A 24,127-nucleotide genomic window follows, 5' to 3' on the forward strand; every position below is an offset into this window, starting at 1 on the left:
GTACCATGCACATCGGACTGATCGGCTTGGGGCGGATGGGCTTCAACATGCGGCAGCGGCTCCGGGACGGCGGCATCGAGGTGACCGGGTACGACCGCAACCCGGAGGTCAGCGACACTGCATCAGTCGACGACCTGATCCAGTCGCTGCCGGTCCCGCGGACCGTCTGGGTGATGGTTCCCTCCGGAACGGTGACCGCCGAAGTCATCACCGAACTGGCGGACAAGCTCTCCGCCGGGGACCTGGTGATTGACGGCGGAAACTCGAAGTTCAGCGCCGACCGGGACCATGAAGCGCTTCTGGCCGACCGGCAGATTGGCTTCCTCGATGTCGGCGTTTCGGGCGGCGTATGGGGCCTGGCGAATGGCTACGGCTTGATGGCCGGCGGACGCGCCGAGCTGGTCGAGTCAGCCATGCCGCTCTTCGACGCATTGCGGCCGGACGGCCCCCGGGAGGAAAGCTTCGTCCACGTGGGCGATGTCGGCGCCGGCCATTACGCCAAGATGGTGCACAACGGGATCGAATACGGGCTGATGCAGGCATATGCCGAAGGGTACGAACTGCTCGAAGCCAAGGACATCATCAAGGACGTCCCTGGCACCTTCCGCGCCTGGCAGAAGGGAACCGTGGTCCGGTCCTGGCTGCTGGACCTGATGGTGAAAGCCCTCGAAGAGGACCCCGGCCTGAGCCAGATCAGCGGGTACGTCGAGGATTCCGGCGAAGGCCGGTGGACGGTCGAAGAAGCCATCGCCCATGCTGTTCCTGCCCCGGCCATTACCGCCGCGTTGTTTGCCCGGTTCGCGTCCCGCGAAGATGATGCACCCGCGATGAAAATGGTGGCCGCCCTGCGCAACCAGTTTGGCGGCCACGCGGTCAGGAAGCCCGGACAGCCCCAGCCCGCCGCCGGCACCGAGCCGAAGTAGCAGTACGCATTGTTTGTTGAATTCCTTTCGCTGACCGATTTCCGCACCTACCCGCAACTGGATATCGCGCTGAAGCCGGGCGTCACCGTGTTTGTCGGTTCCAACGGGGTCGGCAAGACCAACATCGTCGAGGCCATTGGCTACTTGGCCTCGCTCTCATCGCACCGGGTCAGCAATGATGCACCGCTGATCCGGTTCGACAGTCAGCGCTCCCTGGTTCGCGCCCGGGTAGACCGCGGCGGGCGCAGCACATCGCTGGAATTGGAAATCACCGCGGGTAAGGCCAACAGGGCGCGCATCAACCGGGGCGCTCCGGTGCGAGCCCGCGACATCCTGGGACACCTGCGCACGGTGCTTTTTGCCCCCGAAGACCTGGCACTCGTCAAGGGCGACCCGTCCAACCGGCGCCGCTTCTTGGATGAGCTTCTGGCCAGCTTGGTACCGCACCACGCGGCCACGCGCAGCGATTTTGACCGCGTCCTGAAACAACGCAATGCGCTGCTCAAGTCGGCCCGTGCCAGCGGACGGTTCACCGCAGCCCACGAATCCACGCTGGAGGTGTGGGACCAGCACATGGCAGAGGCCGGGGCCGCGCTCCTGAAGGCGAGGCTGGAGCTGGTGGACCTCCTGCAGCCGCATCTGAACGCGGCCTACGCGGCGCTAACCGATGGCTCCAAACAGGCTGCCGCCGTGTACCGTTCCACCATCCACAGCCAGTTGTCGGATGACGGCGAGGTGGAGAACGACGGCGGCGCAGGCCTTCCGCCGTTGGCAAGCCTGAACACGGGGGAGCTGGCAGAGCTGTACCTTGCCGCCTTCAAACAGCAACGCAAGCGAGAGGTTGAGCGTGGAATCTCGCTGGTGGGGCCGCACCGCGACGAGCTTGAACTGATGCTGGGGCAGGCGCCGGCGAAGGGGTACGCCTCGCACGGTGAAACCTGGTCGCTGGCCCTGGCCCTGCGGCTGGCGTCCTACTACGTGTTCTGCGAAGACGATCCGTCCCCCGGCGCCGCTCCGGTCCTGATCCTGGACGATGTTTTTGCCGAACTGGACAGCCAGCGGCGGGCAAAACTCGCGGGCATCGTCGCCGGCGCGGAGCAGGTGATCGTTACCGCCGCGGTGGCCGAAGATATCCCCGAAGCGCTGAGCGGCGAACAGTTCAAAGTAGTGCCGGGAGGCGTGGCCAGTGGCCAGGAAACCGTCTGAGCGACGGCCGGACCCGCAGGACCAGGCAGGTCCTCTGGACCAACCCGGCCTGCCCGATGTCGCCGGGCGCCACAAGCCGGCCGAACTCGAGACGGAGAAGCCTGCCCCGGGCACGAGGACGGAGGAAGACCTGGACGCGGCGAAGGCGGTTCTCAACCGAGTGCGGCTGGCAGCGGCGGCGCGCGGCGACGTGCGCACCCGGGCCAGCAGCCGCCGTCGTCCATCCCGGGGTAACGGGCCGGCTGCCGCGCCGCAGGACTTCGGCCGCGACCCGCAGGGCCTGGGCAGGGTGTTCGACCGGTTTGTCGCGGAACGTGGCTGGAACTCCCCCGTGGCGGTCGGATCAGTGATTTCGCGGTGGGATGAATTGGTCGGGCCGGACATCGCGGCCCACTGCCGGCCCGAAAGCTTCGAGGACACGACAGTGCAGGTGCGCTGCGATTCCACCGCCTGGGCCACTCAGCTGAGGCTGATGACCACCGACTTGCTGAAGCGGTTCGCCGACAAGCTGGGCCCCGGCGTCGTGACCAAAATCCAGGTCCTGGCACCTGCCGCGCCCAACTGGCGCAAGGGAAAACGGACCGTCAGCGGCCGCGGGCCTCGGGATACCTACGGCTGATTTCCACCTCTGACGGCTGCAGATCGGAGGCATCCGGGGGCGCCTGCGTAAACGGCATGCAGAGCGCTGCGGGGGCCTAAGGACATACACCGTCCCATCGGGCACCCGGCGGCGGCGTTAAAAGCCGGTTTCCGTGCCGCTCAGAGGCATGTTCGTGCAGGTTTCACCGTCCCGGCACGGTAGAATTGACTGGGCGGCGCCCGTCCTCACGCTGGAGGGGCGCCGACACACGAGTCCATCCGGACGGAACACAAGGAGTCAACGGCAACTGTGGCAGAGGACAACGAGCTGGAAAACACCGGCGCAGAACCCGCAATGGCAGAGGGCAACGACGGCACGCATTACGACGCCAGCGACATCACTGTCCTCGAAGGCCTGGAAGCCGTCCGCAAGCGGCCCGGCATGTACATCGGTTCCACCGGTCCGCGCGGTCTGCACCATCTGGTCTACGAAGTCGTAGACAACTCCGTTGATGAAGCGCTGGCCGGCTACTGCGACACAATCGATGTCACGCTGCTGGCCGACGGCGGCGTCCGGGTAGTGGACAACGGCCGCGGCATCCCCGTGGACATGCATCCCACCGAGGGCAAACCAACCGTCCAGGTAGTCATGACCATCCTGCACGCCGGCGGCAAATTCGGCGGCGGCGGGTACGCGGTGTCCGGCGGCCTGCACGGCGTCGGCATCTCCGTGGTCAACGCCTTGTCCGCACGGGTGGAGACCGAAATCCGCCGCCAGGGCTACGTTTGGCACCAGTCGTTCGCCAACGGCGGCATGCCGGTGGGCGAACTGCGCCGCGGCGAAGAGACCACCGAAACCGGCACCTCGCAGACGTTCTGGGCCGACCCGGAAATCTTCGAGTCCACCGAGTACGACTTTGAGACGCTGCGCGCCCGTTTCCAGCAGATGGCCTTCCTGAACAAGGGCCTGAAGATCATCCTGACCGATGAACGCCGCCCGGAAACCCACGCCCCGGACAGCGAAGACGTGGACCTGGACTCCGCCGGTTCCGAGGTCGAGACGACGGCCGAACACCGCCAGGTCGTCTACAAGTACGACAACGGCTTGTTGGACTACGTGACCCACCTGAACTCCTCCAAGAAGGTGGAAGTCATCCACCCCGAGGTCATCGCCTTCGAGAACGAGGACACGGAGCGGAAGCTCTCGGTGGAAATCGCAATGCAGTGGACCACCTCCTACTCGGAGAGCGTCCACACCTACGCGAACACCATCAACACGCATGAAGGCGGCACGCACGAAGAAGGCTTCCGGGCCGCGATGACCTCCCTGATCAACCGCTACGCGCGGGAAAAGAACCTGATCAAGGAGAAGGAAGACAACCTCACCGGCGATGACATCCGCGAGGGCTTGACCGCCGTCGTCTCGATGAAGCTGGGCGAGCCCCAGTTCGAGGGCCAGACCAAGACCAAACTGGGCAACTCCGAGGCCAAGGGCTTCGTGCAGCGTGTTGTCACCGACGAGCTCGGCGACTGGCTAGAACGCAACCCGGGCCCGGCCCGCGACGTAATCCGGAAGTCGATCCAGGCGTCACAGGCCCGGCTGGCCGCGCGGAAGGCGCGCGAGTCCACCCGGCGCAAGGGGCTGCTGGAATCCGGCGGCATGCCGGGCAAGCTCAAGGACTGCTCGTCCCGGGATCCATCCAAGTCGGAAATCTACATTGTGGAGGGTGACTCGGCCGGTGGGTCGGCTGTCCGCGGCCGGAACCCCGAGACCCAGGCAATCCTGCCGTTGCGCGGCAAGATCCTCAATGTGGAGCGGGCCCGGCTGGACCGGGCGTTGGGTAACGCCGAAGTCCAGTCCATGATCACCGCCTTCGGCGCCGGCATCGGCGAAGATTTCGACGTCGAGAAGGCCAGGTACCACAAGATCGTGCTGATGGCCGATGCCGACGTGGACGGCCAGCACATCACCACGCTGCTGCTGACCCTGTTGTTCCGCTACATGCGGCCGCTGATCGAAAACGGCTACGTGTACTTGGCGCAGCCGCCGCTGTACCGGATCAAGTGGTCGAACCACGCGCACGACTATGTGTTCAGTGACCGTGAGCGGGACGAAACCGTCCGCCGCGGCCTGGCGAACAACCAGCGACTGCCCAAGGAAAACGGCATCCAGCGGTACAAGGGCCTGGGCGAGATGGACTACACCGAACTGTGGGACACCACCATGGACCCGGACCGCCGCACGCTGCTGCAGGTGACCATGGAGGACGCTGCCGCAGCCGACCAGACCTTCTCGGTGCTGATGGGCGAGGACGTCGAATCCCGGCGCTCCTTCATCCAGCAGAACGCCAAGGACGTCCGCTTCCTCGATATCTAGCGCGTCCCCAGGGGCCTGCCACCGGCAGGCCCCTGGGCTCCGGACCGCGACCAGGCTTTCACGTAAAGGAACATAAACGATGAGCGACGAAGAGACGCCGGACCTGCCCGAAGGCATCGGCGAGGAGCCGATCGAGGGCGAAATCCTCACCGACCGGGTGGAGCAGGTGGACCTGCAGACCGAAATGCAGCGGTCCTACCTGGACTACGCCATGGCGGTCATCGTGGGCCGCGCGCTGCCCGACGTCCGTGACGGTCTCAAGCCGGTGCACCGGCGCGTTATCTACGCGATGTTCGACGGCGGCTACCGGCCGGAGCGCTCCTTCAACAAGTGCGCCCGCGTGGTGGGCGAGGTCATGGGCCAGTACCACCCGCACGGCGACATGGCCATCTACGATGCCTTGGTCCGCCTGATCCAGGACTGGACCATGCGGTATCCGCTGGCACTGGGACAGGGCAACTTCGGCTCGCCCGGCAATGACGGCGCAGCCGCCCCGCGGTACACCGAAACCAAGATGGCGCCGTTGGCGCTGGAAATGGTCCGCGACATCGACGAAGATACCGTCGATTTCCAGGACAACTATGACGGCAAGAACCAGGAACCCACCGTCCTGCCGGCACGTTTCCCGAACCTGCTGGTCAACGGTTCCTCCGGCATCGCCGTCGGCATGGCCACCAACATCCCGCCGCACAACCTCCGCGAAGTGGCCTCCGGCGTCCAGTGGTACCTGGAAAACCCGACCGCCAGCCGCGAAGAGCTCCTCGAGGCCCTGATCCAGCGCGTCAAGGGGCCGGATTTCCCCACCGGCGCGCAGATCCTGGGCCACAAGGGCATCGAAGACGCCTACCGCACCGGCCGTGGATCGATCACCATGCGCGCGGTGGTCAACGTGGAGGAAATCCAGGGCCGTACCTGCCTGGTGGTCACCGAGTTGCCCTACCAGGCGAACCCGGACAACTTGGCCATGAAGATTGCCGAACTGGCCAAGGACGGCAAGGTTGCCGGTATCGCCGACCTGCGGGACGAGACGTCGGGCCGGACCGGCCAGCGCCTGGTCATCGTGCTCAAGCGCGACGCGGTGGCCAAGGTGGTGCTGAACAACCTCTACAAACACACCTCGCTGCAGGAAAACTTCGCTGCCAACATGTTGGCCATCGTCGACGGCGTGCCGCGCACCTTGACCCTTGACGCCTTCATCCGGCACTGGGTCACCCACCAGTTGGATGTCATTGTCCGGCGCACCCGCTTCCGGCTGAACAAGGCCGAGGAGGAGGCGCACATCCTGCGCGGCCTGCTCAAGGCCTTGGATGCCCTGGATGAGGTCATCGCGCTGATCCGGGCCTCCTCCACGACGGAAGAGGCCCGTGACGGCCTGATGCGGCTGCTGGATATCGACGAGAACCAGGCACGGGCCATCCTCGACATGCAGCTGCGCCGCCTGGCCGCGCTGGAACGGCAGAAGATCCAGGACCGCCACGCGGAACTGGAACGGATGATCGAAGAGTTCAACCGCATCCTGGCCTCCGAAGAACTGCAGCGCAACATCGTCAGCGAGGAGCTGGCCGCGATCACGGAGAAGTTCGGCGACGACCGGCGGACCCAGATCATGATGGGCTACGACGGCGACATGAGCGTGGAAGACCTCATTCCCGAAGAGGAAATGGTGGTCACCATTACCCGCGGCGGCTACGTCAAGCGCACCCGCAGCGACAACTACCGGTCCCAGCAGCGCGGCGGCAAGGGGATCCGTGGCGCTCAGCTGCGCGGGGACGACGTCGTCGAGCACTTCTTTGTCACGACGACGCACCACTGGCTGCTGTTCTTCACCAACCTGGGCCGGGTCTACCGGGCCAAGACCTACGAACTGGCCGAAGCCGGGCGTGACGCCAAGGGCCAGCACGTGGCGAACCTGCTGGCGTTCCAGCCGGATGAGCACATTGCCCAGGTGATGGACCTGAAGGATTACCAGCAGGCTCCCTACTTGGTGCTGGCCACCAAACGCGGCCTGATCAAGAAGACCCGGCTGGAGGACTACGATACCAACCGTTCCGCCGGTGTCATCGCGATCAACCTGCGCGAAGGCGATGAGCTCGTTTCGGCACGGCTGGTCGCCGAAACCGACGACATGATGCTGGTTTCCCGCCGCGGCCAGTCGCTGCGCTTCACGGCCACGGACGAGGCGCTGCGGCCGATGGGCCGGGCCACCTCGGGCGTGACCGGCATGAAGTTCCGCGAGGACGACGAGCTGCTGGTGGCAGGCGTGGTGCGCGATGACTCCTACGTCTTCATTGTCACCGAGGGCGGCTATGCCAAGCGGACGCTGGCCGACGAATACCGGGTCCAAGGCCGCGGCGGCCTGGGCATCAAGGTGGGCAAGTACCAAGAGGAACGCGGGCACCTGGTCGGCGCACTGATCGTCCAGGAAGAGGACGAGGTGCTGGTGGTGATGGAAAGCGGCAAGGTGGTCCGCTCGTCGGTCGCCGGCGTTCCCGCCCGCGGTCGCGACACCATGGGCGTCATTTTTGCCAAGCCGGACAAGAAGGACCGGATCATTGCCGTGGCACGGAACTCCGAGCGCGGCCTGGGCAACGACGAGGAGGGAACGGAGAATCCGGACGCTCCGGATGCCCCCGAAACCGGGACGGCAATTGACGCCGAAACCGGCACCGCCACCGATGCCGAAACTGCGCCGCAGGCCACCGATGAAGTACCGTTGGACGCAGACATGACGCAGTCCGCAGCCGAATCGCCGGCGCCGGAAAACGGAGGTAACGAGTGAGTACACCTAAAACGCCACGGCCGGGCACCCGCCCGCAGCCGGCTAACGCGCCTCGGGCTGGTACCACTCGCGGCGGCACTCCCGCCCGACCCACCCAGCGCCCGGCCAACAGCGGTCAGCGTCCGGCCAACGGCGGGCAGCGCCCCTCCGGCCAGAACGGCAGCGCCGGCCTGGTGCGGCCGGCACCGAAGGCCAAGGTCCGCCGCGCCCGCCTGCTGGTCAGCAAGGTAGACCCGTGGTCGGTGTTGAAAATGGCGTTCCTGCTCTCCGTGGCACTGGGCATTGTCACTGTGGTGGCTTCGATCGTGCTCTGGACAACGCTGGACATCACCGGCATCTTTGACCGCGTAAACGGGCTGCTGTCCGAAATCGCCGGCACCGAGAGCGGCGGCTTCGACCTGCGTTCCTATGCTTCCCTGGGACAGGTCGCGTCCTTCGCCACCATCATCGCCGTCGTGAACGTGGTCCTGCTGACCGCGCTGGCCATGTTGTCAGCGGTGCTCTACAACATCTCGGCCACGCTGGTGGGCGGTATCGGGGTGACGCTGACGGACGACTGAGCCGATTTGAAGTTCCGGCCCGGCGTACTGTAAAGTCGTATCTCGGCCCGCAAGGGCAGGGGGCGTATAGCTCAGGCGGTTAGAGCGCTTCGCTGATAACGAAGAGGTCCCAGGTTCAAGTCCTGGTACGCCCACGGATTTACCAATCCCACCGATTTTGGGAGGACACCGTGAAGAAGTTGCTGCTGTTGGCAGCCGCGGCTGCGGGAGTGTTCGCTTACAAGAAGTGGCAGGAATCCGAAGCGGAGAGATCCGCATGGAGCAAGGCGACTGATAAGGTCGACTGACTCCGCCTCGGTCGGGAAGTTCCGGCCGAACCCTTCCGGGGGCATGGCGCAATTGGTAGCGCACCTGCTTTGCAAGCAGGGGGTTAGGGGTTCGAGTCCCCTTGCCTCCACCGGATGAACGAGGCCCCGATCTACGGATCGGGGCCTCGTTGTTTTTGCCATGAGCCATGATTGCCCCGCGTGGCCCCTACGCTGATGGGGTGACCATTTTCCTCGCCATGCTGGCAGTGCTCGGCATCTCCGCCTCCGGTCCCATCATGGCTGCCACGGCTGCGCCGGCCCTCGCCATCGCGTTCTGGCGGAACATGATCGGCTCTGTAGTGATGGGCGTCCCATCCGCCGTCAGCCGCCGCCGCGAGTTCCGGCAACTAACGACGTCGGACCTGGGCTTCAGCGCGCTGGCTGCGGTCGCGCTGGCGCTCCACTTCGCCTGCTTCATCACCGCGCTGCAGCTGACCTCCGTGGCGGCGGCTACCGCTCTGGTCTGTCTGCAGTCGGCATGGATCGTCCTGTTCAACAGGTTGCGTGGGATCAAGGCGTCCAAGCTGATCTTGTGCGGCGTCGGTCTCGCCTTCGTCGGCGTGCTGGTGATTTCCGGGTTCGACCTGCAGCTCTCCAGCGAGGCGATCCTGGGCGACCTGCTGGGTCTGATCGGCGGGGCCATGGCCGGAATCTACACGATGGCCGGCGGACGGGTGCGGCGGCGGCTTTCCACCGGACCGTACACCACAATCTGTTACGGCCTGTGCGCGGTGATCCTGCTGGTCATGGCGCTGGCCTTCGGACAGCCGCTGGTGGGATTCCCTGCCGAGGCCTGGGTGGGGATCCTCGGCGTGACCGTCGTCGCCCAGCTGATGGGCCACTCGGTCTTCAACCACTTGCTGGCCGTGCTGAGCCCGCTGGTGGTCTCGATGTTCATCCTGCTGGAGATCCCCGGAGCAGCGCTGCTGGCGGCCATCTTCCTCGGCGAGAGCCTGCCCTGGGGCACCTACATCGGGCTCGGCATGATCTTGGCAGGGCTGGCGGCGGTGGTGCTCTCGCAGAACCGGCCCAAGCTGGTTGCACCGGCGCCGGCCCCGGAGTCCACAGGCCCAGCCCAGGACTGACAGGACGAACCGACCGGCTACAGTGACCGGCTACAACCCGCCGCGGGGAACGCGCAGCTGGGTCCGGGCCTGGTGGACCCGGCGCAGCAGCTTTGCCGGGTAGTACACGGTCATGAAGATCAGCATCGGCACCTGAAGCACGCGGCGGTGGATCTTGTGGGCACGGTACGTCCGCTCGAAGCGAGTGACGTAGTAGCGGTAGTCCTTGGGCGAATCCTCCAACCGCCGGGCGGACATGCCGCTGATCATTTCCGGCACGTACTGGATTCTCAGGGCATGGTCGGCCAGATGGACGGAAATGTCGATGTCCTCGTGGAACTGATCCTCTTCGTCGCGGCACACTTCTTGGCTGATGATGTCCCAAGCTCCGCGCCGGATGGCCATGTTCGACCCGAAGAGAAAGTGGTATTGCTTCTTGGCCAGCTTCAGCACAAAGCGGCGCATGCGGTCGTCGGCCTGCAACCCGAAGCGGCGCATCGGCATGTCGTAGTACAGCACCGGTCCGGTGCACGCCATCACCTCCGGGTCGGCGAAGGCGCGCTGGACCTGCTCCACCCAGTCAGGTTCCAGCACCGAATCCGCGTCGATCCTGCCCAGGATTTCCCCGGTGGCCCGTTTGAAGCCGAAGTTGCGGGTGGGGATCAGGCCCTGCTCGGCATCCTGCTGGAGCAGGATGAGCGGCACGTGCGGGTACTCGTCCTGCATATTGCGGACCAGCTCTGCTGTCCCATCGGTGGATTTGTTGTCCACCACGATGATTTCCGACGGGGCCACGGACTGGCACAGCGCAGCGTAGATGCACTGGCGGATGACGGCCTCTTCATTGAAGGCCGGAATGATGATCGATACCCCGGGTGCGGCGCTCTTCACGGCATGAATCTATCAGCCCTTTTCGCCGTGGGCGGGGAGGTCCGGACCGCGGCTCGCCGGGCCAGAAACGGCGAATGGGAGCCCCCGTCCGGGAGCTCCCATTCGCTATAGCGGATCGGAAGGACTTACTCCTTGGCGTCCTTGTCTTCGGCCTTGTCCGCAGCTTCGGCCGCCTTTTGACCGGCCGAACGCGCCGAGCGGGAGGTGCCATTGCTGGTGCTCTTGCCGCCGGTAGTTGCAGCAGACTGGCCTGAGGCGGCCGAGCCGGCAGCTGCAGCTGTGCCGGTGGTGTCCACAGCATGCTTGGCAGAGGCCGTCGTCGGGGCAGTTCCCGACGTGGTCTCAGCGGTTGCCGCAGTTGGTGCTGGCTTGGTGGCGCTGGGTCCCGGGACCGGGGCGGCAGCCGGAGTTGTGGGCTGGACCGGTGTTTTCCAGGGATCCTCGACCGGACGAGCAGCGCGCCAAGCGGCCACCGCGGCTACGGCGGCTGCAGCGAGGATGCCGACGATCAGCCAGCCCTTGCCACCGTGGGACTTTTGATGCTTCTTCAGTTCCTTGGCGGCGGCCAGTTTTGCGCTCCCGGCAGCCGACTTTTGTGCCTTGTTCAGCTTCTTGGCGGCTACTTTGGCGCTTGCGGCTGCCGCCTTTTGGGCCTTCTTCAGAGCTCGTTTGGATCCGCCTGCCTTGGCCGCGACGGCCTGGACGGAGGCCGGAACGGCCGTCTTGTCCAGGGTCTTGGCGACCTGGTCCGCGGTGGCGCCGAGACGGGCGGAGACGGTCGGAATGTATTCGCCGACCACCTTGTCACGGGCATGCGTGATGGCAGGGGTCGCCCGGTCAAGGGTGACTTGGATCCGCGGTGCCGCTTCATCCATCGCTTGGGCAATCTTCGGCGCCAAGCTGTCCAATCCACCCTGGATCCGCGGTGTCACGGTGGCGACGCCGTGCGAGAGATCCTTGGCTGCCGTTCCAATACCTTTTTCGATCCGCGGGACTGCCCAGTTCAAAGCGGCTTCTACTTTGGGAGAGGCCCAGTCCTTCGCTGTTTCCACGGCGACCAAAACATTGCCTTCTGCTTCGCGGGCTACTCGATCGGATTTCTTCACAACTACCTCCCGGAAATGGTGACGGTCGCTCATCAGCCTACTTCCTGCGCTTGGACACGGCTATGCCGGTAAAGGAATACGCTGCATTTTCACTCACCGCGGAACCGGCCGCTGGCGGGCTGCGGCCCAAAACGGCGTGGAAGAATGGTGCCATGACTGCTATTGCTACAGCTAAAGCCACTATCCACACCAACCACGGCGACATTGTGGTGAACCTGTTCGGCAACCATGCCCCGAAGACCGTGAAGAACTTCGTGGGTCTGGCCACCGGCGAGATCACCTGGAAGCACCCGCAAACTGGTGAAGAGACCAACGCTCCCCTCTACGACGGCGTCATCTTCCACCGCATCATCAAGGACTTCATGCTCCAGGGCGGAGATCCGCTGGGCCAGGGAATCGGCGGCCCGGGCTACCAGTTCGACGACGAGATCAACCCGGACCTGGACTTCAACGAACCCTACAAGCTGGCCATGGCCAATGCAGGCATCCAGGGCGGCCGCGGCACCAATGGATCGCAGTTCTTCATCACCACCGTCCCCACCACCTGGCTCCAGGGCAAGCACACGATCTTTGGCGACGTCGCCGACGAAGCCTCGCGCGCCGTCGTCGATTCCCTCAATGCCGTGGCTACGGACATGCGGGACAAGCCGCTGGAAGATGTGGTCATCAACAACATCACCGTAGAGCAGCTCTAAGTTTGCCTACCGTCCCCGCCCGGACCGCCGGGCGGGGACCATGTCCCTGCAGGAGCGCCTCCATGTCCTACGGAATGCCGGCCGAACCGCCGCAGACCGATGTCCCCGTCTGCCCGCGGCATCCAGACCGCGTCTCCTATGTGCGCTGCCAGCGCTGTGGCCGTCCGGCCTGCCCGGAATGCCAGCGCACGGCCTCGGTGGGCATCCAGTGCGTCGACTGCGTCAGGGAAACCTCTCGGAGCACGCCGCAGGTCCGTACCGTCTACGGCGGGGCCGCGACGATGGGCCGGCCGGTGGTGACGCTGACCTTGATCGGCATCTGCGCCGTGGCGTACCTGCTGCAGTGGGTCATCCCGGGCTTCACGGAACAGTTCCTGTACGCGCCGCTGTACACCCTTCCCAATCCGTACCTTCCGGCGGAGCCCTGGCGCATGATCACCTCGGCCTTCCTGCATTCGCCGAACTTCCTGCTGCACATCGCCTTCAATCTCTACGCTCTGTGGATCCTGGGCCGGCATCTGGAACCGCTGCTGGGGCGCCTGAGGTTCCTGGCGCTGTACCTCTTGTCCGGCTTTGGCGGGTCGGTGGGCGTGCTCCTGCTCTCGGCGCCCAATGTTCCCGTGGTCGGCGCCTCCGGTGCGATCTTTGGGCTCTTCGGGGCTTTGTTCATCGTGCAGCGGCAGCGTGGCGGCGAAGTGAGGTCGCTGCTGATCCTGATCGGCATCAACGCCGTGCTCGGGTTTGTCGTCGCCGGCATCGCCTGGCAGGCGCATTTGGGCGGGCTGCTGGTCGGCGCACTGTCTGCAGTAGTGCTGGCCTATGCTCCCCGGGGAAAGAACCGCAACCTTGTGCAGTTCACCGGACTGACAGCTATCTTCCTGGTCCTGATAGCAGTGACGGCACTGAAGGCCTTCGCCTAGCAGCGAGGGTGTTGAGGCCCTCGCTGAGAATTTCCGGTCCGCCAGCGGCGGGCAGGCACCACGTCATTTCGGATGCGTGCCTGCCCGCCGCTTCAGTTTCCCCACCCTGTGGGCGTACCTGTGGAGAATGCGCGTTGGGAAATCGTGGATAAACGTTTTTATCCACAGGCCTCATCCACAGTGAGGAAAACTTACACACATGTAATTCCACAGGTGTGGATAACGTCGTTCCGCAGATCAGCGGGCGGAAGCCGGAATAATCCCCAAAGTTATACACCCCTGTGGATAACTCCGGTCTACAACTGTGAAAACGTGGACAACTAAGACTGCAGCCCGTGCAGGTTGATCACGGCTACCGTGGAAGGCGACACATTCGGCGGGCAAAAGACACAAGCAGTCCCCGCAACCCGGCGGTCGGGTAATCTTGAAGATCCGGTCCCTGACTCGACCAGCCAGGGACTGCGCGGCCGTCCCGAACCCCGTTGACAGTCGATTGAAGGTGCCGCGCCCCACGCGTTTTGCACGGCCTACTGGGCCTCCTGGGACCTGCTCCTCTCAGCCTGCGCCCGGCCGGGCCATCCATGCGCCCTTCCGTGATGGGAAGGATCAACAGAAGGAATCACACGTGACTACCGAAACCGGCAACTCCGCACGCATCGATCTAAGCAGCGAAGAAATCTTCAGCGCCCACGAGGGTGGCAAGCTGCAGATCGGTCTCACGGCTCCGCTGGAGAGCAAGCGAGACCTGTCCATTGCCTACACCCCCGGAGTGGCCCAAGTCAGTCGAGCGATCAACACGGATCCTGAACTGGCGCAGAAGTACACGTGGGCCTCACGCTTGGTGGCCGTGGTCTCCGACGGCACTGCGGTCCTGGGCCTGGGCAACATCGGTGCGGCCGCGTCGCTGCCAGTGATGGAGGGCAAGTCGGCCCTCTTCAAGCAGTTCGCCGGACTGGATTCGATTCCCTTGGTCCTGGAGACCACCGACGTCGACGAGATCATCGAGACCTTGGTCAGGCTGCGTTCGAGCTTTGGCGCCGTGAACCTGGAGGACATTTCCGCGCCGCGCTGCTTTGAACTGGAAGCCCGGCTGATCGAGGCCCTGGACATGCCGGTCATGCACGATGACCAGCACGGCACCGCCGTCGTGGCGCTTGCCGCCCTGACCAACGCAGCCAAGGTGGTCAATCGCGAGCTCTCCTCGCTCAAGGTGGTCATCTCCGGGGCCGGAGCGGCCGGCATCGCCGTAGCCGAGATCCTTTTGACTGCCGGCATCGCGGATGTGACGCTGCTGGACTCGCGCGGCATCATCCACAGCGGCCGCGGCGACCTGACCGAGATCAAGGCTGCCTACGCGGCCCGGACCAACCCGCGGGGCATCACCGGCGGCAGCGCGCAGGCACTCGACGGCGCGGACGTTTTCATCGGCGTCTCCAGCGGCACTATCCCGGAAGAGACTCTGGAGAAGATGTCCGACGACGCGATCATCTTCGCGCTGTCCAACCCGGACCCGGAAGTGCATCCGGAGACTGCAGCCAAGTTCGCGAAGGTCGTGGCCACCGGACGCAGCGACTTCCCCAACCAGATCAACAACGTGCTGGCCTTCCCGGGCATTTTCCGCGGCGCCCTGGATGCCGGCGCCCGCCGGATTACGGCAGCGATGAAGGTCGCAGCGGCCAACGCCATTGCCGAGATTGTCGGGGACGACCTTGCCGCCGACTACATTATTCCCAGCCCGCTGGATGCACGGGTCGCTCCGGCGGTTACCGCCGCGGTGATGTCCGCCGTCGACGAAGGCTGACCGTTCCGCGCTGCAGTGCGCCGCGGCCTTTGCTGGACAAGAGTCCGTTCCCCGAGCCGGGAGCGGACTCTTTGTTTCACCCGGGTTCCGCCCGGATCAGAGCCACTTGTTGCGTCTGAAGAACCAATAGAGTGCCAAGGCGGTCAGGACCATGAGGACCAGCGCAAAGGGATAGCCCAGAGGCCAGTGCAGCTCGGGCATCGCGGTGAAGTTCATTCCATAGATTGCGGCCACCAGGGTCGGAGCGAAGAGTATCGCTGCCCACGACGAAATCCGCTTGACCTGCTCGTTTTGGGCGACGCTGGTCTCCGTGAGTTTCTGGGCCTGCAGCGTCGAACTCAGGCTCAAGGCATTCTGCAGGACAGCACGGAAGGCATTAACCCGCTCGTTCAGCCGGATCACGTGGTCCTGGACATCGCGCAGGCCCCGGGCCACTTCCAGGTCCGGGGCCTGGTCCTCCCGGCCGCGGTGCAGGATGGAAATAATGTCCTCCAGCGGCTGCAGGGCCCGTTGGAACTCGATGACTTCGCGGAGCAGCTCGTAGATGCGCCGCGAAACGTTCGGATCGCCGCCGAAGAGCTGGTCCTCGATTTCGTCGACATCGTTCTCCAGACCGAGCACCACCGGTTCGTACTCATCCACGACCTGGTCCAGGACCGCGTAGAGCGCCGCGGGCGGGCCTGCCGCGAGCAGATCCGGCGCAGCTTCCATCCGGTGCCGCACGCGCGACAGATCCGGCGACTCGGCATGCCTGACGGTGATCAGGAAATTTTGGCCCATGAAGGTGTGCAGTTCACCGAACTCCACCTTCTCCGTCTCGTCAATGTAGCGCGCGGGCCGGAGCACGGTGAACAGGGTGCCGCCGTATCGTTCCAGTTTGGCGCGTTGGTGGCCCCGCAGGGCGTCTTCCACAGCCAGATAGTGCAGATCGAACTCGGCCGCCACGGTGGCCAGTTCGGGCTCGCTGGGCCGGTAGAGGCCGATCCAGGCCATGCCCCCGTACCGGTGCAGTTCGCTAAACGTCTGCTCCAGGTTCTTCGGGGTGGAGGCACGTACGCCGTCGACGTAGATCCCGTTATCTACCAGCACCACTGCCTACGAACGCCACCTGGTGGTCATCAGGAACCCGGCGATGGCGATGCCGAAGCCAATCATGATGTTCCACGAACCTGCTGCCGCCAGCGGCCAGGCTCCCTGCGTGATGTAGAAGACGATGATCCACAGCAGGCCCACGATCATCAGACCGAACATGACCGGCTTGAACCAGGCGGCATTGGGCTCGTTGCCCTTGGCAGTCAACTCTTCGGGACGCCGTTCGGTCCTCTTGCGGCGCTTCGACTCGGGCACAGATCCTCCGGTGCAACAGGGGCGGTTGGCTTGATGGGACCGGGCTGCGTCTCCTCACGAGTCCGCCGCCGTCGGGCCGTCTAACTGTTTAGTCTAGCCAATGTGTGTGACGTTCGCCGCCGCGCATTTGCCCGGACCGCGGCCGCGGGCAGATCATAGTGGAGTGCCGCCGTTTGACGCAGGGCTCGCCGTTTTCCGGATCGGGGCTTGCTGACGGCACACCAGCATTCCATCCCCCAACTCCACGATTGGCACGATCGTCACATGAGCACCTCCCCGCGCATCCTCGTCATCGACAACTACGACAGTTTTGTCTATACCTTGGTTGCCTACCTGCAGCAGCTGGGCGCGGAAACAACCGTGGTGCGGAACGACGACCTCACGTTGGAGGAGGCGGTGGAACTGGCCCGGGCCCGCGACGGTGTCTTGGTCTCCCCCGGGCCCGGGACGCCGGCGGAGGCCGGCATCTGCATTGAGCTGATCCGCTGGTGCGGGCGGGAGGCAAAGCCGATGTTCGGAGTCTGCCTGGGCCACCAGGCGTTGGCTGAAGCCTACGGTGCCACCGTGACCCACGCCCCCGAACTGATGCACGGCAAGACCTCCGACGTCACCCACCGCAACCAGGACGCCTTCGAAGGTGTGCCGAACCCGTTCACCGCCACCCGCTACCATTCCCTGGCAGCCGTGCGAAGCACCATCCCGGACGAGCTCGAAATTACCGCGGAGACCGACAGCGGAGTGGTCATGGGTCTTGCCCACCGGAGCGCCCCCTTGTGGGGCGTGCAGTTCCATCCCGAATCGGTGTTGACCGAAGGCGGCTACCTGATGCTGGGGAACTGGCTGGAATCGCTGGGTGCAGAGGGAACCGCTGAACGTGCTGCCACGCTCAGCCCGCTGATTTCCCACTGACACAGCCTGCCCGACGCGTTGCGCAGTGCCAACGCGCCGGGCAGGGCGAAGGGCAACCTCGGCCCTGAGGGGTTAGCCGTCGCCGTCGCGGCCGTTCCCATTGCCTGAATTGTCGCCGTCCCCGCTGTTTCCGTCCCCGCTGTTGCCGCGGTCATTGCCCTCGTCCGATTCCTCATCGGGGTCCGGTTCCGGTGACGCAGGCTCAACCGCGACGGTCAGGACAATCTCGGTGCCCTGTTCGACGTTGGTTCCCGCTTTGACGCTCTGTCCGACGACGGTGCCCGCCTTGACGACTTCGTTCTCGACCTCTTCCACCCGGTACGGCAGCGCAACCGCGGCATCGTCGAGCATGGCGCCGGCGTCCTCGACGGTTTCGTCCACCATGTTGGGAACGCTGACCAATCCGTTCGAAACGATCAGGTCCACGGTGGAGCCCTGCTTCACCTTCTTGCCCGGAGCGGGTTCCGTGGTGACCACGTTGCCGCGCGGAAGCGTGGCACTGTTTGCCGGCGAGCTGTCCCCAGGCGTCAGGCCCAATTGCCGGAGCTTGTCGCGGACTTCGGCTTCCGTACGGCCGGCCAGATTGTCCGGGATGGTGGCAAATTCACGACCCTGGGAGATGTAGACCGTCACCTGGCTGCCCGGTTCCACCTGCTCGCCGACTCCGGGGTCGGTGCGGGTCACCATGTCTTCCTCGACCTCGTCGCTGAACTCCTGTTCCACGCGGGGCCTGAGGCCGGCCTCCCAGATGGCATTGGTGGCCTCATTCTGGTCCAGCTCTGCAACCGCAGGAACGGCAACGGTGTCCGGGGTGGCGTTCTGCACCAGCACGTTGTACAGGTAGTAGCCGCCGCCCAGCAGCACCAGCAGGAGAGCGATCACCAGCGTCACGGTCCAGGCCCGGCGCCTTGCCCGGCGTTCGGGTTCGATGTCGTGTTCGCTGCCTACGGCCAGCGCAGTGGGCATCTGCTCACGGTCGTAGGCGGCCGTGTGGGGGCCGGCGTCTTCCTCGGCTGTGTCATCATCCGTGGCCGGCAGCGCAGAGGTCTGCTCAGACACCGCCTGCGCCTGCTGGGTGATCAGTTCCGTGGCGGCGGCCTGCACCGGAAACGCTTCCGTGGCAGGAGCGGCCGGCGCGTGCAGTTCGCCGTTTGACGCCGCACGCAGCGCTTCGGCAAATGCTGCGGCCGTTTGGAATCGGTCGGCTTTGTCCTTTTGGAGGGCATGTTCCAGCACGGAATCCAGCGCCGGGGTCACCGCCGGGTTGAAGCGGCTGGCTGGTTCGGGCAGTTCGCGGACGTGCTGGTAGGCCACCGAGACCGGGCTGTCGCCGATAAACGGCGGCCGGCCGGCCAGCATTTCGTAGAGCAGGCAGCCAGCCGAATACAGATCGCTCCGGGCGTCGACGGTTTCGCCACGGGCCTGCTCGGGGGACAGATACTGGGCGGTCCCCAGGACCGCTTGGGTCTGCGTCATTGTCGCCGCCGAATCGGCCAGCGCACGCGCGATGCCGAAGTCCATCACCTTGACGCTTCCGTCCGGCGTGACCATGACATTGGCCGGCTTGATGTCCCGGTGCACAATGCCCGAGCGGTGGCTGTATTCGAGCGCGGCCAGAATGCCCAGGGTGTGGCCGATGGAGTCGTCGATGCCCAGCTCGTGGCCCTTGATGAACTCGCGCAGCGTCCTGCCTTGGACGTACTCCATCACGATGAAGGGGACCTTGACGTCGTGCGCCGCTCCCCCGGGCATATCCATGTCGCCGGTGTCGTAGACGGCAACAATCGCCGGGTGGTTCAGCCCGGCTACGGCCTGGGCTTCTCGCCGGAAGCGGGACTGCAACATCGGGTCGCGGGCAAGATCGGCGCGCAGTTGCTTGATCGCCACAGAGCGGCCCAAGCGGATGTCGCGGCCCAACAGCACGTCGGCCATGCCGCCGCGTCCGATGAGTTCGCCAACCTCGTAGCGGCCAGCCAGAATGCGTGGCGAGTCCACTGGTTGTCTTCCTTCCATCAAACCGACCGGGATCCGATCACGGCTTGCCGTCCTGATCAGTGCCCTTCGTCGGCGGAGCCTTTGCCGCCGGGGTCTCGGTCTGGGTCGGTTCGGGGGTTTCTTGTTCCTCGGGCCCGCTGGAAACCACGTAGCTGACAGTGGATCCTGCCGGCACATCGCCGCTGGAGGGAGACAGGCTGAGGACGGTCCCGGCGGGCTGATCGCTGGGTTCCTCCCCGGCTGACTGCGGGACCAGGCCAAGGCCGATCAAGGCCTCACGCACCTGCTGCTCGGACTGACCGGCCAGCCCATTGGGAATGGTCACGGTCCCAGGACCGGTGGAATAGGTGACCGTGATCGCTTTGCCGACTTCCACGGGGCCGGTCGGCGAGATATCGATGACGGTGTTTTCGGATTCGTTGCTCTCCACCGGGTCCGGGACTACCTGGTACCCCATGTTTTCGAGCTCGGAGCGGACCTGGCTGAACTGCCGGCCCAAGAACGCATTGGCTGAGATTTGGTTGGTCTCCACCGCCTCCGTGGTGCTTGGCTCCGCGCTCTGCGTCTCTCTGGGCGTAGCGGACGTAGTCTTCGCCGTAGACCGCGTTGCCGAACTGGTGGCGGACGTGGACGACTCGGTTCCACCGGTGGGGGTCAACATGGGAAGCAGAATCGCTCCGGCCACCGCGAAGAGGACCAGCAGGATCAAACCGATCAGCGGCCAGGTCCACGGGCTGCGCTTCTTCTGCTGCCGGCGCGGAGCCTCCTCCGGTTCGTCGCTGTCCAGATCCTCGTCGGTCCAGTTCCGTTCGGCGCCAAGGCCGGCAGCTCCGGCCCCGGCGACGGCCGGCAGCTGGGAGGTTCCGGCGCTGACCGCACGGGTAGGAGCCGTTCCGGTGGTGGGCACCGGGGCAGTCATCACTCCGGTGCTGTCATCGCCCTCGAACAGCAGCATGCCGGGAACCGCGGCTTCAGCGGCGCGGATGTCACCGGCGCGGATGGCGTCGGCTGCCTCCGCGAGCTTCTCGGCGGTGGCGGGACGGTCGGCCGGGTCCTTGGCCAGCATCGACATCAGCAAGGCCCGGATGGGCCGCGGAAGAGACTCCGGCAGCGGCGGAGGGGTGTCGTTGACCTGGGCCAGGGCGATGGCGATCTGCGACTCGCCGGAGAAGGGCCGGGATCCGGAGAGGCACTCGTAACCGATTACACCCAGCGAATAGATATCGCTCTGTCCGGTGGCGGTCTGTCCCGTTGCCTGTTCAGGGGCCAGGTACTGGGCGGTGCCCATGACCTGTCCGGTAGCCGTCAGCGGAACCTGGTCTGCCAGTCGGGCGATGCCGAAGTCGGTGATCTTCACCCGTCCTTCGGGCGTGATCAGCAGGTTGCCCGGCTTGACGTCGCGGTGTACCAGTCCCTGTGCGTGGGCGACGGCCAGCGCCTTGGCGGTCTGGGTGATGATCGAGAGCGTCCGGTCCGGGGACAGCACCCGCTCGCGCTCGATGATGGCCGAGAGCGGATGGCCGGGGACCAGTTCCATCACCAGGTAGGCGGAGCCAGCCTCTTCGCCGTAATCGAAAACGTTGGCAATGCCGATGTGGTTCAGCAGCGCCGTGTGCCGGGCCTCGGCGCGGAAGCGGTTGAGGAAGCCCGGATCGCCGGTGTACTCCTCCTTGAGGATTTTGATGGCGACGATGCGGCCGAGGACCTGGTCCTGCGCCTTCCAGACCTCACCCATGCCGCCGATGGCGATACGTTCAGTGAGCTGGTACCTGCCGCCTAATGTGATACCCGAGGTAGGTCTCACTTATTTAACACCGCCTCTAGGAGTTGCTTAGCACTTGAACTTGCGAGAGAAGAACCGGTCGCCACGTCGACGTCTTCGAAGACCACTGATACGACAGCTTGGGGGTCGTCCGCGGGCGCGAACCCGGTGAACCAGGAGTTGTTGCCTTCTTCGCCGGCCATCAGTTCCGCCGTGCCGGTCTTGCCGGCCACTTCGACGCCCGGGATAGCCGCCCGCCCGCCGATTCCACGGTCCACCACGTTGACCATCCAGTCCTGGATCAGCTTGGCATTGTCAGCGGAAAGGGAACGCTGAAGTTCCTCGGGCTTTGGGCTGTCCATGACCCGAAGATCGGGCGCCCGCACCGTGCGGACCAGGTTCGGCTTCATCAGCACGCCGTCATTGGCAATGGCGGCGGACGTCATCGCCACCTGCAGCGGCGTGACGCGGACGTCGTACTGGCCGATGGCCGACTGGGCGAGCAGGTCATCGCTCATGCCGGTGGGGAACCGGCTGGCAGTGACGTGGGTGGGGATCTGGTAGGACTCGCCATAGCCGAACTTGGCCGTCTGTTCTGCGATCGCGTCTTCACCCAAGTCCATCGCGATTTGGGCGAAGGGCGTGTTGCAGGACTGCTCCAGGGCAAAGGAGAAGTCGGCGGTAGTCCGGGCGGCACAGCCGCCGTTGACGTAGTTCGGCAACTCGACGTTGGTGCCCGGCAGTTTCAGGGTCGGAGGATTCTCCAGCTCGCTGTCGGCGTCGTACTTACCGGACTCCAGCGCGGCGGCTGCTACCACCAGCTTGAAGACGGACCCTGGGGCCAGCAGGCTTTCGTTGGCGGCGTTGATGAACGGCGACAGGCCAGGCACTTCCTCCAGCCCTGCCATGTTCTCCGTGACCTTTTCGGTATTGTGCCCGGCGACCTCGTTCGGATCGAAGCTGGGTTTGGACACCATGGCCAGGATGTTGCCGGTGTCGGGCTCCATCACGACGATCGAGCCTTTCACGCCCTCGGGCATCAGGTCCCAGGCTAGCTGCTGCAGCTCGGCGTCCAAGGTCAGCTCCACCGAGGCGCCTTCAACCTGGCCGCCGGAAAACATCTGCACGATCTGTTCGTAGAAGAACTCGTCGCCGGACCCGGAGAGCTGGGCGTTCATTGCCGACTCCATCTGGGTGGAGCCGTAAACCAGTGAGTAGAACCCGGTGATCGGCGCATACAGTTCGGGTTCGTTGTAGACCCGCTGGTAGGCGAACTCGTCGTCTGACGGCACCGACTCGGCGATGGGATCGCCGTCCACCAGGATGGCGCCGCGGTTCTTATCGAAGTCCTTGTAGATGGTCCGGCTGTTCCAGGGGTTGGCGTTGAGGTTCTCGGCCTCGAAAAACTGCACCACCGTGAGCGATCCGAAGAGCAGTGCGAACATCGCGAGGGCGACGATCCAAGTGTTGCGGATGGCCTGGTTCATGGCTGGATCACCTCCGTGGATCCGGTGTTCCGTTCATCGGTCTTGCTGCGGCGCCGCGGCCGGTCGCCCGGGGGACGGCTCTCGGTTGCCGGGCCGGTCACGGTGGGGCGACGCGCCGCGTCGGAAATGAGCAGCAGCAGCGCAACAATCAGCCAGTTGGCCAGCAGCGACGAGCCGCCCGCGGCCAGGAAGGGTGTGGTCAGGCCGGTCAGCGGGATCAGCCGGGTGACGCCGCCGATCACCACGAAGCACTGCAGCGCCAGGGTGAAGGAAAGCCCCGTAGCCAGCAGCTTGCCAAAGGCATCCCGGCTGCCCAGGGCCGCCCGGATGCCGCGGCTGACCAAGAGCACGTAGAGCATCACAATGGCGGACAGGCCGATCAGCCCGAGTTCTTCGCCGAGTGCAGCAATGATCATGTCGCTGTTGGCGAACGTCACCAGGTCCGGCCGGCCCTGGCCGAGGCCTGTACCGGTGAGCGCGCCGCTGGCCAGCCCGAACAGGCCCTGGACAATCTGGTGGCTGCCGCCGATCGCGTTGTAGACCTCCGGATCGAAGGCCTTGATCCACCCGTTGATGCGGTTGGTGACATGCGGAAAGAGCTGGAAAGCCACAAAGCCGCCCACGGCGATCATGAGCAGGCCGATGATGACCCAGCTGACCCGGCTGGTGGCCACGTAGATCATCGCCATGAACAGGCCGAAGAACAGGATCGAGGAGCCGAGGTCGCGCTGGAAGACCAGCACGCCGATGCTCACCAGCCAGGCGGCAAGCATGGGCCCCATGTCCTGCCAGCGCGGCAGCTGGAGCGGACCGATCTTCCTCCCGGCGAGCAGGATGAGATCCCGGTTGGTGGATAAATAACCGGCAAAGAATATAGCGAGGGTGATCTTGGCGATTTCGCCAGGCTGGAAGGTGGCGAACCCCAGGTTGACCCAGATCCGGGCGCCGTTAACCTCCATGCCGACGAACGGTAGGAGCGGAAAAATCAGCAGGGCGGCACTGGCGATCAGCGAAAGGTAGGTGAAGCGGCGCAGCACGCGGTGGTCGCGCAGCAGCCAAATGACGGCCACGACGACGCCGATGGCGATGCCGGTCCAGAACAGCTGGCGGGTGGCCGCGGAGTCGCCGGTGGCGATGTCCAGCCGGTGGATCATCGCCAACCCGATCCCGTTCAAAGCGGTCACGATCGGAAGTATTACCGGATCAGCATATTTTGCGCGCAGGCGCAGAACCACGTGGACCACAAGGACAAGCACAATCAGGGTGATGCCCTGGGTGAAGAAATCGCTATCGAAGGCGCGGTCCTGGTCGAGCCCGACCAGCATATTGGCGCCGATGCCGACCACCAGGGCCAGCAGGAGCAGAAGCAATTCGGTGTTGCGCCGCGATCGGGGCGCCGTCTGGATGTTACTCATGGC

General features: G+C 65.0%; 20 protein-coding genes and 2 tRNA genes. 14 read left to right on the plus strand and 8 right to left on the minus strand.

Features of this window, described 5'->3' with window-relative positions; all coding sequences use genetic code 11:
* The first annotated feature begins 5 nt into the window (after nucleotides 1-5).
* The 10 genes from gnd (at nucleotide 6) to E4J89_RS07590 (ending at nucleotide 9,817) form a co-directional block, all read left to right on the plus strand.
* On the plus strand, nucleotides 6-923 hold the full coding sequence (gene gnd / locus E4J89_RS07550; RefSeq protein WP_136785528.1) for a phosphogluconate dehydrogenase (NAD(+)-dependent, decarboxylating): 918 nt from the start codon (nucleotides 6-8) through the stop codon (nucleotides 921-923).
* Nucleotides 924-932: 9 nt separating this feature from the next.
* Nucleotides 933-2,129 (plus strand): DNA replication/repair protein RecF, encoded by a 1,197-nt coding sequence (gene recF / locus E4J89_RS07555; RefSeq protein WP_136785529.1) that lies wholly within the window; start codon nucleotides 933-935, stop codon nucleotides 2,127-2,129.
* 130 nt (nucleotides 2,130-2,259) lie between these two features.
* Nucleotides 2,260-2,748, plus strand: coding sequence for a DciA family protein (locus E4J89_RS07560; protein ID WP_240691800.1), 489 nt, complete (start codon nucleotides 2,260-2,262; stop codon nucleotides 2,746-2,748).
* Between the two features lie 315 nt (nucleotides 2,749-3,063).
* Nucleotides 3,064-5,085 carry a DNA topoisomerase (ATP-hydrolyzing) subunit B gene (gyrB, locus tag E4J89_RS07565; RefSeq protein WP_136785691.1) on the plus strand — a complete coding sequence of 674 codons (2,022 nt, stop codon included), beginning with the start codon at nucleotides 3,064-3,066 and terminating at the stop codon, nucleotides 5,083-5,085.
* A 79-nt stretch (nucleotides 5,086-5,164) separates the two neighbouring features.
* On the plus strand, nucleotides 5,165-7,864 hold the full coding sequence (gene gyrA, locus E4J89_RS07570) for a DNA gyrase subunit A (RefSeq protein ID WP_136785530.1): 2,700 nt from the start codon (nucleotides 5,165-5,167) through the stop codon (nucleotides 7,862-7,864).
* Nucleotides 7,861-8,424: a DUF3566 domain-containing protein gene (locus E4J89_RS07575; protein WP_136785531.1), complete on the plus strand. Its 564-nt coding sequence runs from the start codon at nucleotides 7,861-7,863 to the stop codon at nucleotides 8,422-8,424. The genes gyrA and E4J89_RS07575 overlap by 4 nt, the downstream gene beginning before the upstream one ends.
* Before the next feature lie 60 nt (nucleotides 8,425-8,484).
* A tRNA-Ile gene (locus E4J89_RS07580) sits at nucleotides 8,485-8,558 on the plus strand.
* 36 nt (nucleotides 8,559-8,594) lie between these two features.
* Nucleotides 8,595-8,711 (plus strand): DLW-39 family protein, encoded by a 117-nt coding sequence (locus E4J89_RS19720; protein WP_240691783.1) that lies wholly within the window; start codon nucleotides 8,595-8,597, stop codon nucleotides 8,709-8,711.
* Nucleotides 8,712-8,748: 37 nt separating this feature from the next.
* A tRNA-Ala gene (locus tag E4J89_RS07585) sits at nucleotides 8,749-8,821 on the plus strand.
* A 90-nt stretch (nucleotides 8,822-8,911) separates the two neighbouring features.
* Complete coding sequence (locus tag E4J89_RS07590) at nucleotides 8,912-9,817, plus strand: DMT family transporter (RefSeq protein ID WP_136785532.1); 906 nt, start codon at nucleotides 8,912-8,914, stop codon at nucleotides 9,815-9,817.
* 30 nt (nucleotides 9,818-9,847) lie between these two features.
* Here E4J89_RS07590 and E4J89_RS07595 read toward each other — a convergent pair whose 3' ends face one another.
* Nucleotides 9,848-10,687 (minus strand): glycosyltransferase family 2 protein, encoded by an 840-nt coding sequence (locus tag E4J89_RS07595; protein ID WP_136785533.1) that lies wholly within the window; start codon nucleotides 10,685-10,687, stop codon nucleotides 9,848-9,850.
* Between the two features lie 125 nt (nucleotides 10,688-10,812).
* Nucleotides 10,813-11,826 carry a hypothetical protein gene (locus tag E4J89_RS07600; RefSeq protein WP_136785534.1) on the minus strand — a complete coding sequence of 338 codons (1,014 nt, stop codon included), beginning with the start codon at nucleotides 11,824-11,826 and terminating at the stop codon, nucleotides 10,813-10,815.
* 119 nt (nucleotides 11,827-11,945) lie between these two features.
* Here E4J89_RS07600 and E4J89_RS07605 point away from each other — a divergent pair, with 119 nt between their 5' ends.
* The 3 genes from E4J89_RS07605 (at nucleotide 11,946) to E4J89_RS07615 (ending at nucleotide 15,209) form a co-directional block, all read left to right on the plus strand.
* On the plus strand, nucleotides 11,946-12,488 hold the full coding sequence (locus E4J89_RS07605) for a peptidylprolyl isomerase (protein WP_136785535.1): 543 nt from the start codon (nucleotides 11,946-11,948) through the stop codon (nucleotides 12,486-12,488).
* 62 nt (nucleotides 12,489-12,550) lie between these two features.
* The gene (locus E4J89_RS07610) at nucleotides 12,551-13,408 is read left to right on the plus strand and encodes a rhomboid family intramembrane serine protease (RefSeq protein ID WP_136785536.1); all 858 of its coding nucleotides are present in this window, start codon (nucleotides 12,551-12,553) and stop codon (nucleotides 13,406-13,408) included.
* A gap of 625 nt (nucleotides 13,409-14,033) precedes the next feature.
* Entirely contained in the window at nucleotides 14,034-15,209 is a 1,176-nt protein-coding gene (locus tag E4J89_RS07615; RefSeq protein WP_136785537.1) for an NADP-dependent malic enzyme, read from the plus strand.
* A gap of 96 nt (nucleotides 15,210-15,305) precedes the next feature.
* On the opposite strand, the gene corA is transcribed toward E4J89_RS07615, so the two are convergent.
* Together corA and E4J89_RS07625 are read right to left on the minus strand one after the other, a co-directional pair.
* Nucleotides 15,306-16,301: a magnesium/cobalt transporter CorA gene (gene corA / locus E4J89_RS07620; protein ID WP_136785538.1), complete on the minus strand. Its 996-nt coding sequence runs from the start codon at nucleotides 16,299-16,301 to the stop codon at nucleotides 15,306-15,308.
* Nucleotides 16,302-16,304: 3 nt separating this feature from the next.
* Nucleotides 16,305-16,556, minus strand: a complete 252-nt coding sequence (locus tag E4J89_RS07625) for a cell division protein CrgA (protein ID WP_136785539.1) — start codon at nucleotides 16,554-16,556, stop codon at nucleotides 16,305-16,307.
* A 264-nt stretch (nucleotides 16,557-16,820) separates the two neighbouring features.
* Between E4J89_RS07625 and E4J89_RS07630 the strand changes: the two genes are divergently transcribed.
* Nucleotides 16,821-17,465, plus strand: coding sequence for an aminodeoxychorismate/anthranilate synthase component II (locus tag E4J89_RS07630; protein WP_136785540.1), 645 nt, complete (start codon nucleotides 16,821-16,823; stop codon nucleotides 17,463-17,465).
* Between the two features lie 72 nt (nucleotides 17,466-17,537).
* Here E4J89_RS07630 and pknB read toward each other — a convergent pair whose 3' ends face one another.
* The 4 genes from pknB to E4J89_RS07650 are packed head-to-tail and all read right to left on the minus strand — an operon-like array spanning nucleotide 17,538 to nucleotide 24,124.
* Nucleotides 17,538-19,460 (minus strand): Stk1 family PASTA domain-containing Ser/Thr kinase, encoded by a 1,923-nt coding sequence (gene pknB / locus E4J89_RS07635; protein ID WP_240691784.1) that lies wholly within the window; start codon nucleotides 19,458-19,460, stop codon nucleotides 17,538-17,540.
* A gap of 37 nt (nucleotides 19,461-19,497) precedes the next feature.
* On the minus strand, nucleotides 19,498-21,264 hold the full coding sequence (locus tag E4J89_RS07640) for a protein kinase (RefSeq protein ID WP_136785542.1): 1,767 nt from the start codon (nucleotides 21,262-21,264) through the stop codon (nucleotides 19,498-19,500).
* Nucleotides 21,261-22,709: a penicillin-binding protein 2 gene (locus tag E4J89_RS07645; RefSeq protein ID WP_136785543.1), complete on the minus strand. Its 1,449-nt coding sequence runs from the start codon at nucleotides 22,707-22,709 to the stop codon at nucleotides 21,261-21,263. Before E4J89_RS07645 ends, E4J89_RS07640 begins: the two co-directional genes overlap by 4 nt.
* Nucleotides 22,706-24,124: an FtsW/RodA/SpoVE family cell cycle protein gene (locus E4J89_RS07650; protein ID WP_136785544.1), complete on the minus strand. Its 1,419-nt coding sequence runs from the start codon at nucleotides 24,122-24,124 to the stop codon at nucleotides 22,706-22,708. Before E4J89_RS07650 ends, E4J89_RS07645 begins: the two co-directional genes overlap by 4 nt.
* Nucleotides 24,125-24,127: the final 3 nt, after the last annotated feature.

The sequence above is a fragment of the Arthrobacter sp. CAU 1506 genome, from assembly GCF_005047635.1.
In the GTDB taxonomy this organism is placed as follows: domain Bacteria; phylum Actinomycetota; class Actinomycetes; order Actinomycetales; family Micrococcaceae; genus Crystallibacter.

Coding starts and splice junctions, on each gene's coding strand:
- gyrA (WP_136785530.1), top strand. CDS start 5,165: ATGAGCGACGAAGAGACGCCGGACCTGCCCGAAGGCATCGGCGAGGAG.
- E4J89_RS07630 (WP_136785540.1), top strand. CDS start 16,821: ATGAGCACCTCCCCGCGCATCCTCGTCATCGACAACTACGACAGTTTT.
- E4J89_RS07610 (WP_136785536.1), top strand. CDS start 12,551: ATGTCCTACGGAATGCCGGCCGAACCGCCGCAGACCGATGTCCCCGTC.
- E4J89_RS07605 (WP_136785535.1), top strand. CDS start 11,946: ATGACTGCTATTGCTACAGCTAAAGCCACTATCCACACCAACCACGGC.
- E4J89_RS07645 (WP_136785543.1), bottom strand. CDS start 22,709: ATGAACCAGGCCATCCGCAACACTTGGATCGTCGCCCTCGCGATGTTC.
- gnd (WP_136785528.1), top strand. CDS start 6: ATGCACATCGGACTGATCGGCTTGGGGCGGATGGGCTTCAACATGCGG.
- E4J89_RS07600 (WP_136785534.1), bottom strand. CDS start 11,826: ATGAGCGACCGTCACCATTTCCGGGAGGTAGTTGTGAAGAAATCCGAT.
- gyrB (WP_136785691.1), top strand. CDS start 3,064: ATGGCAGAGGGCAACGACGGCACGCATTACGACGCCAGCGACATCACT.
- E4J89_RS07650 (WP_136785544.1), bottom strand. CDS start 24,124: ATGAGTAACATCCAGACGGCGCCCCGATCGCGGCGCAACACCGAATTG.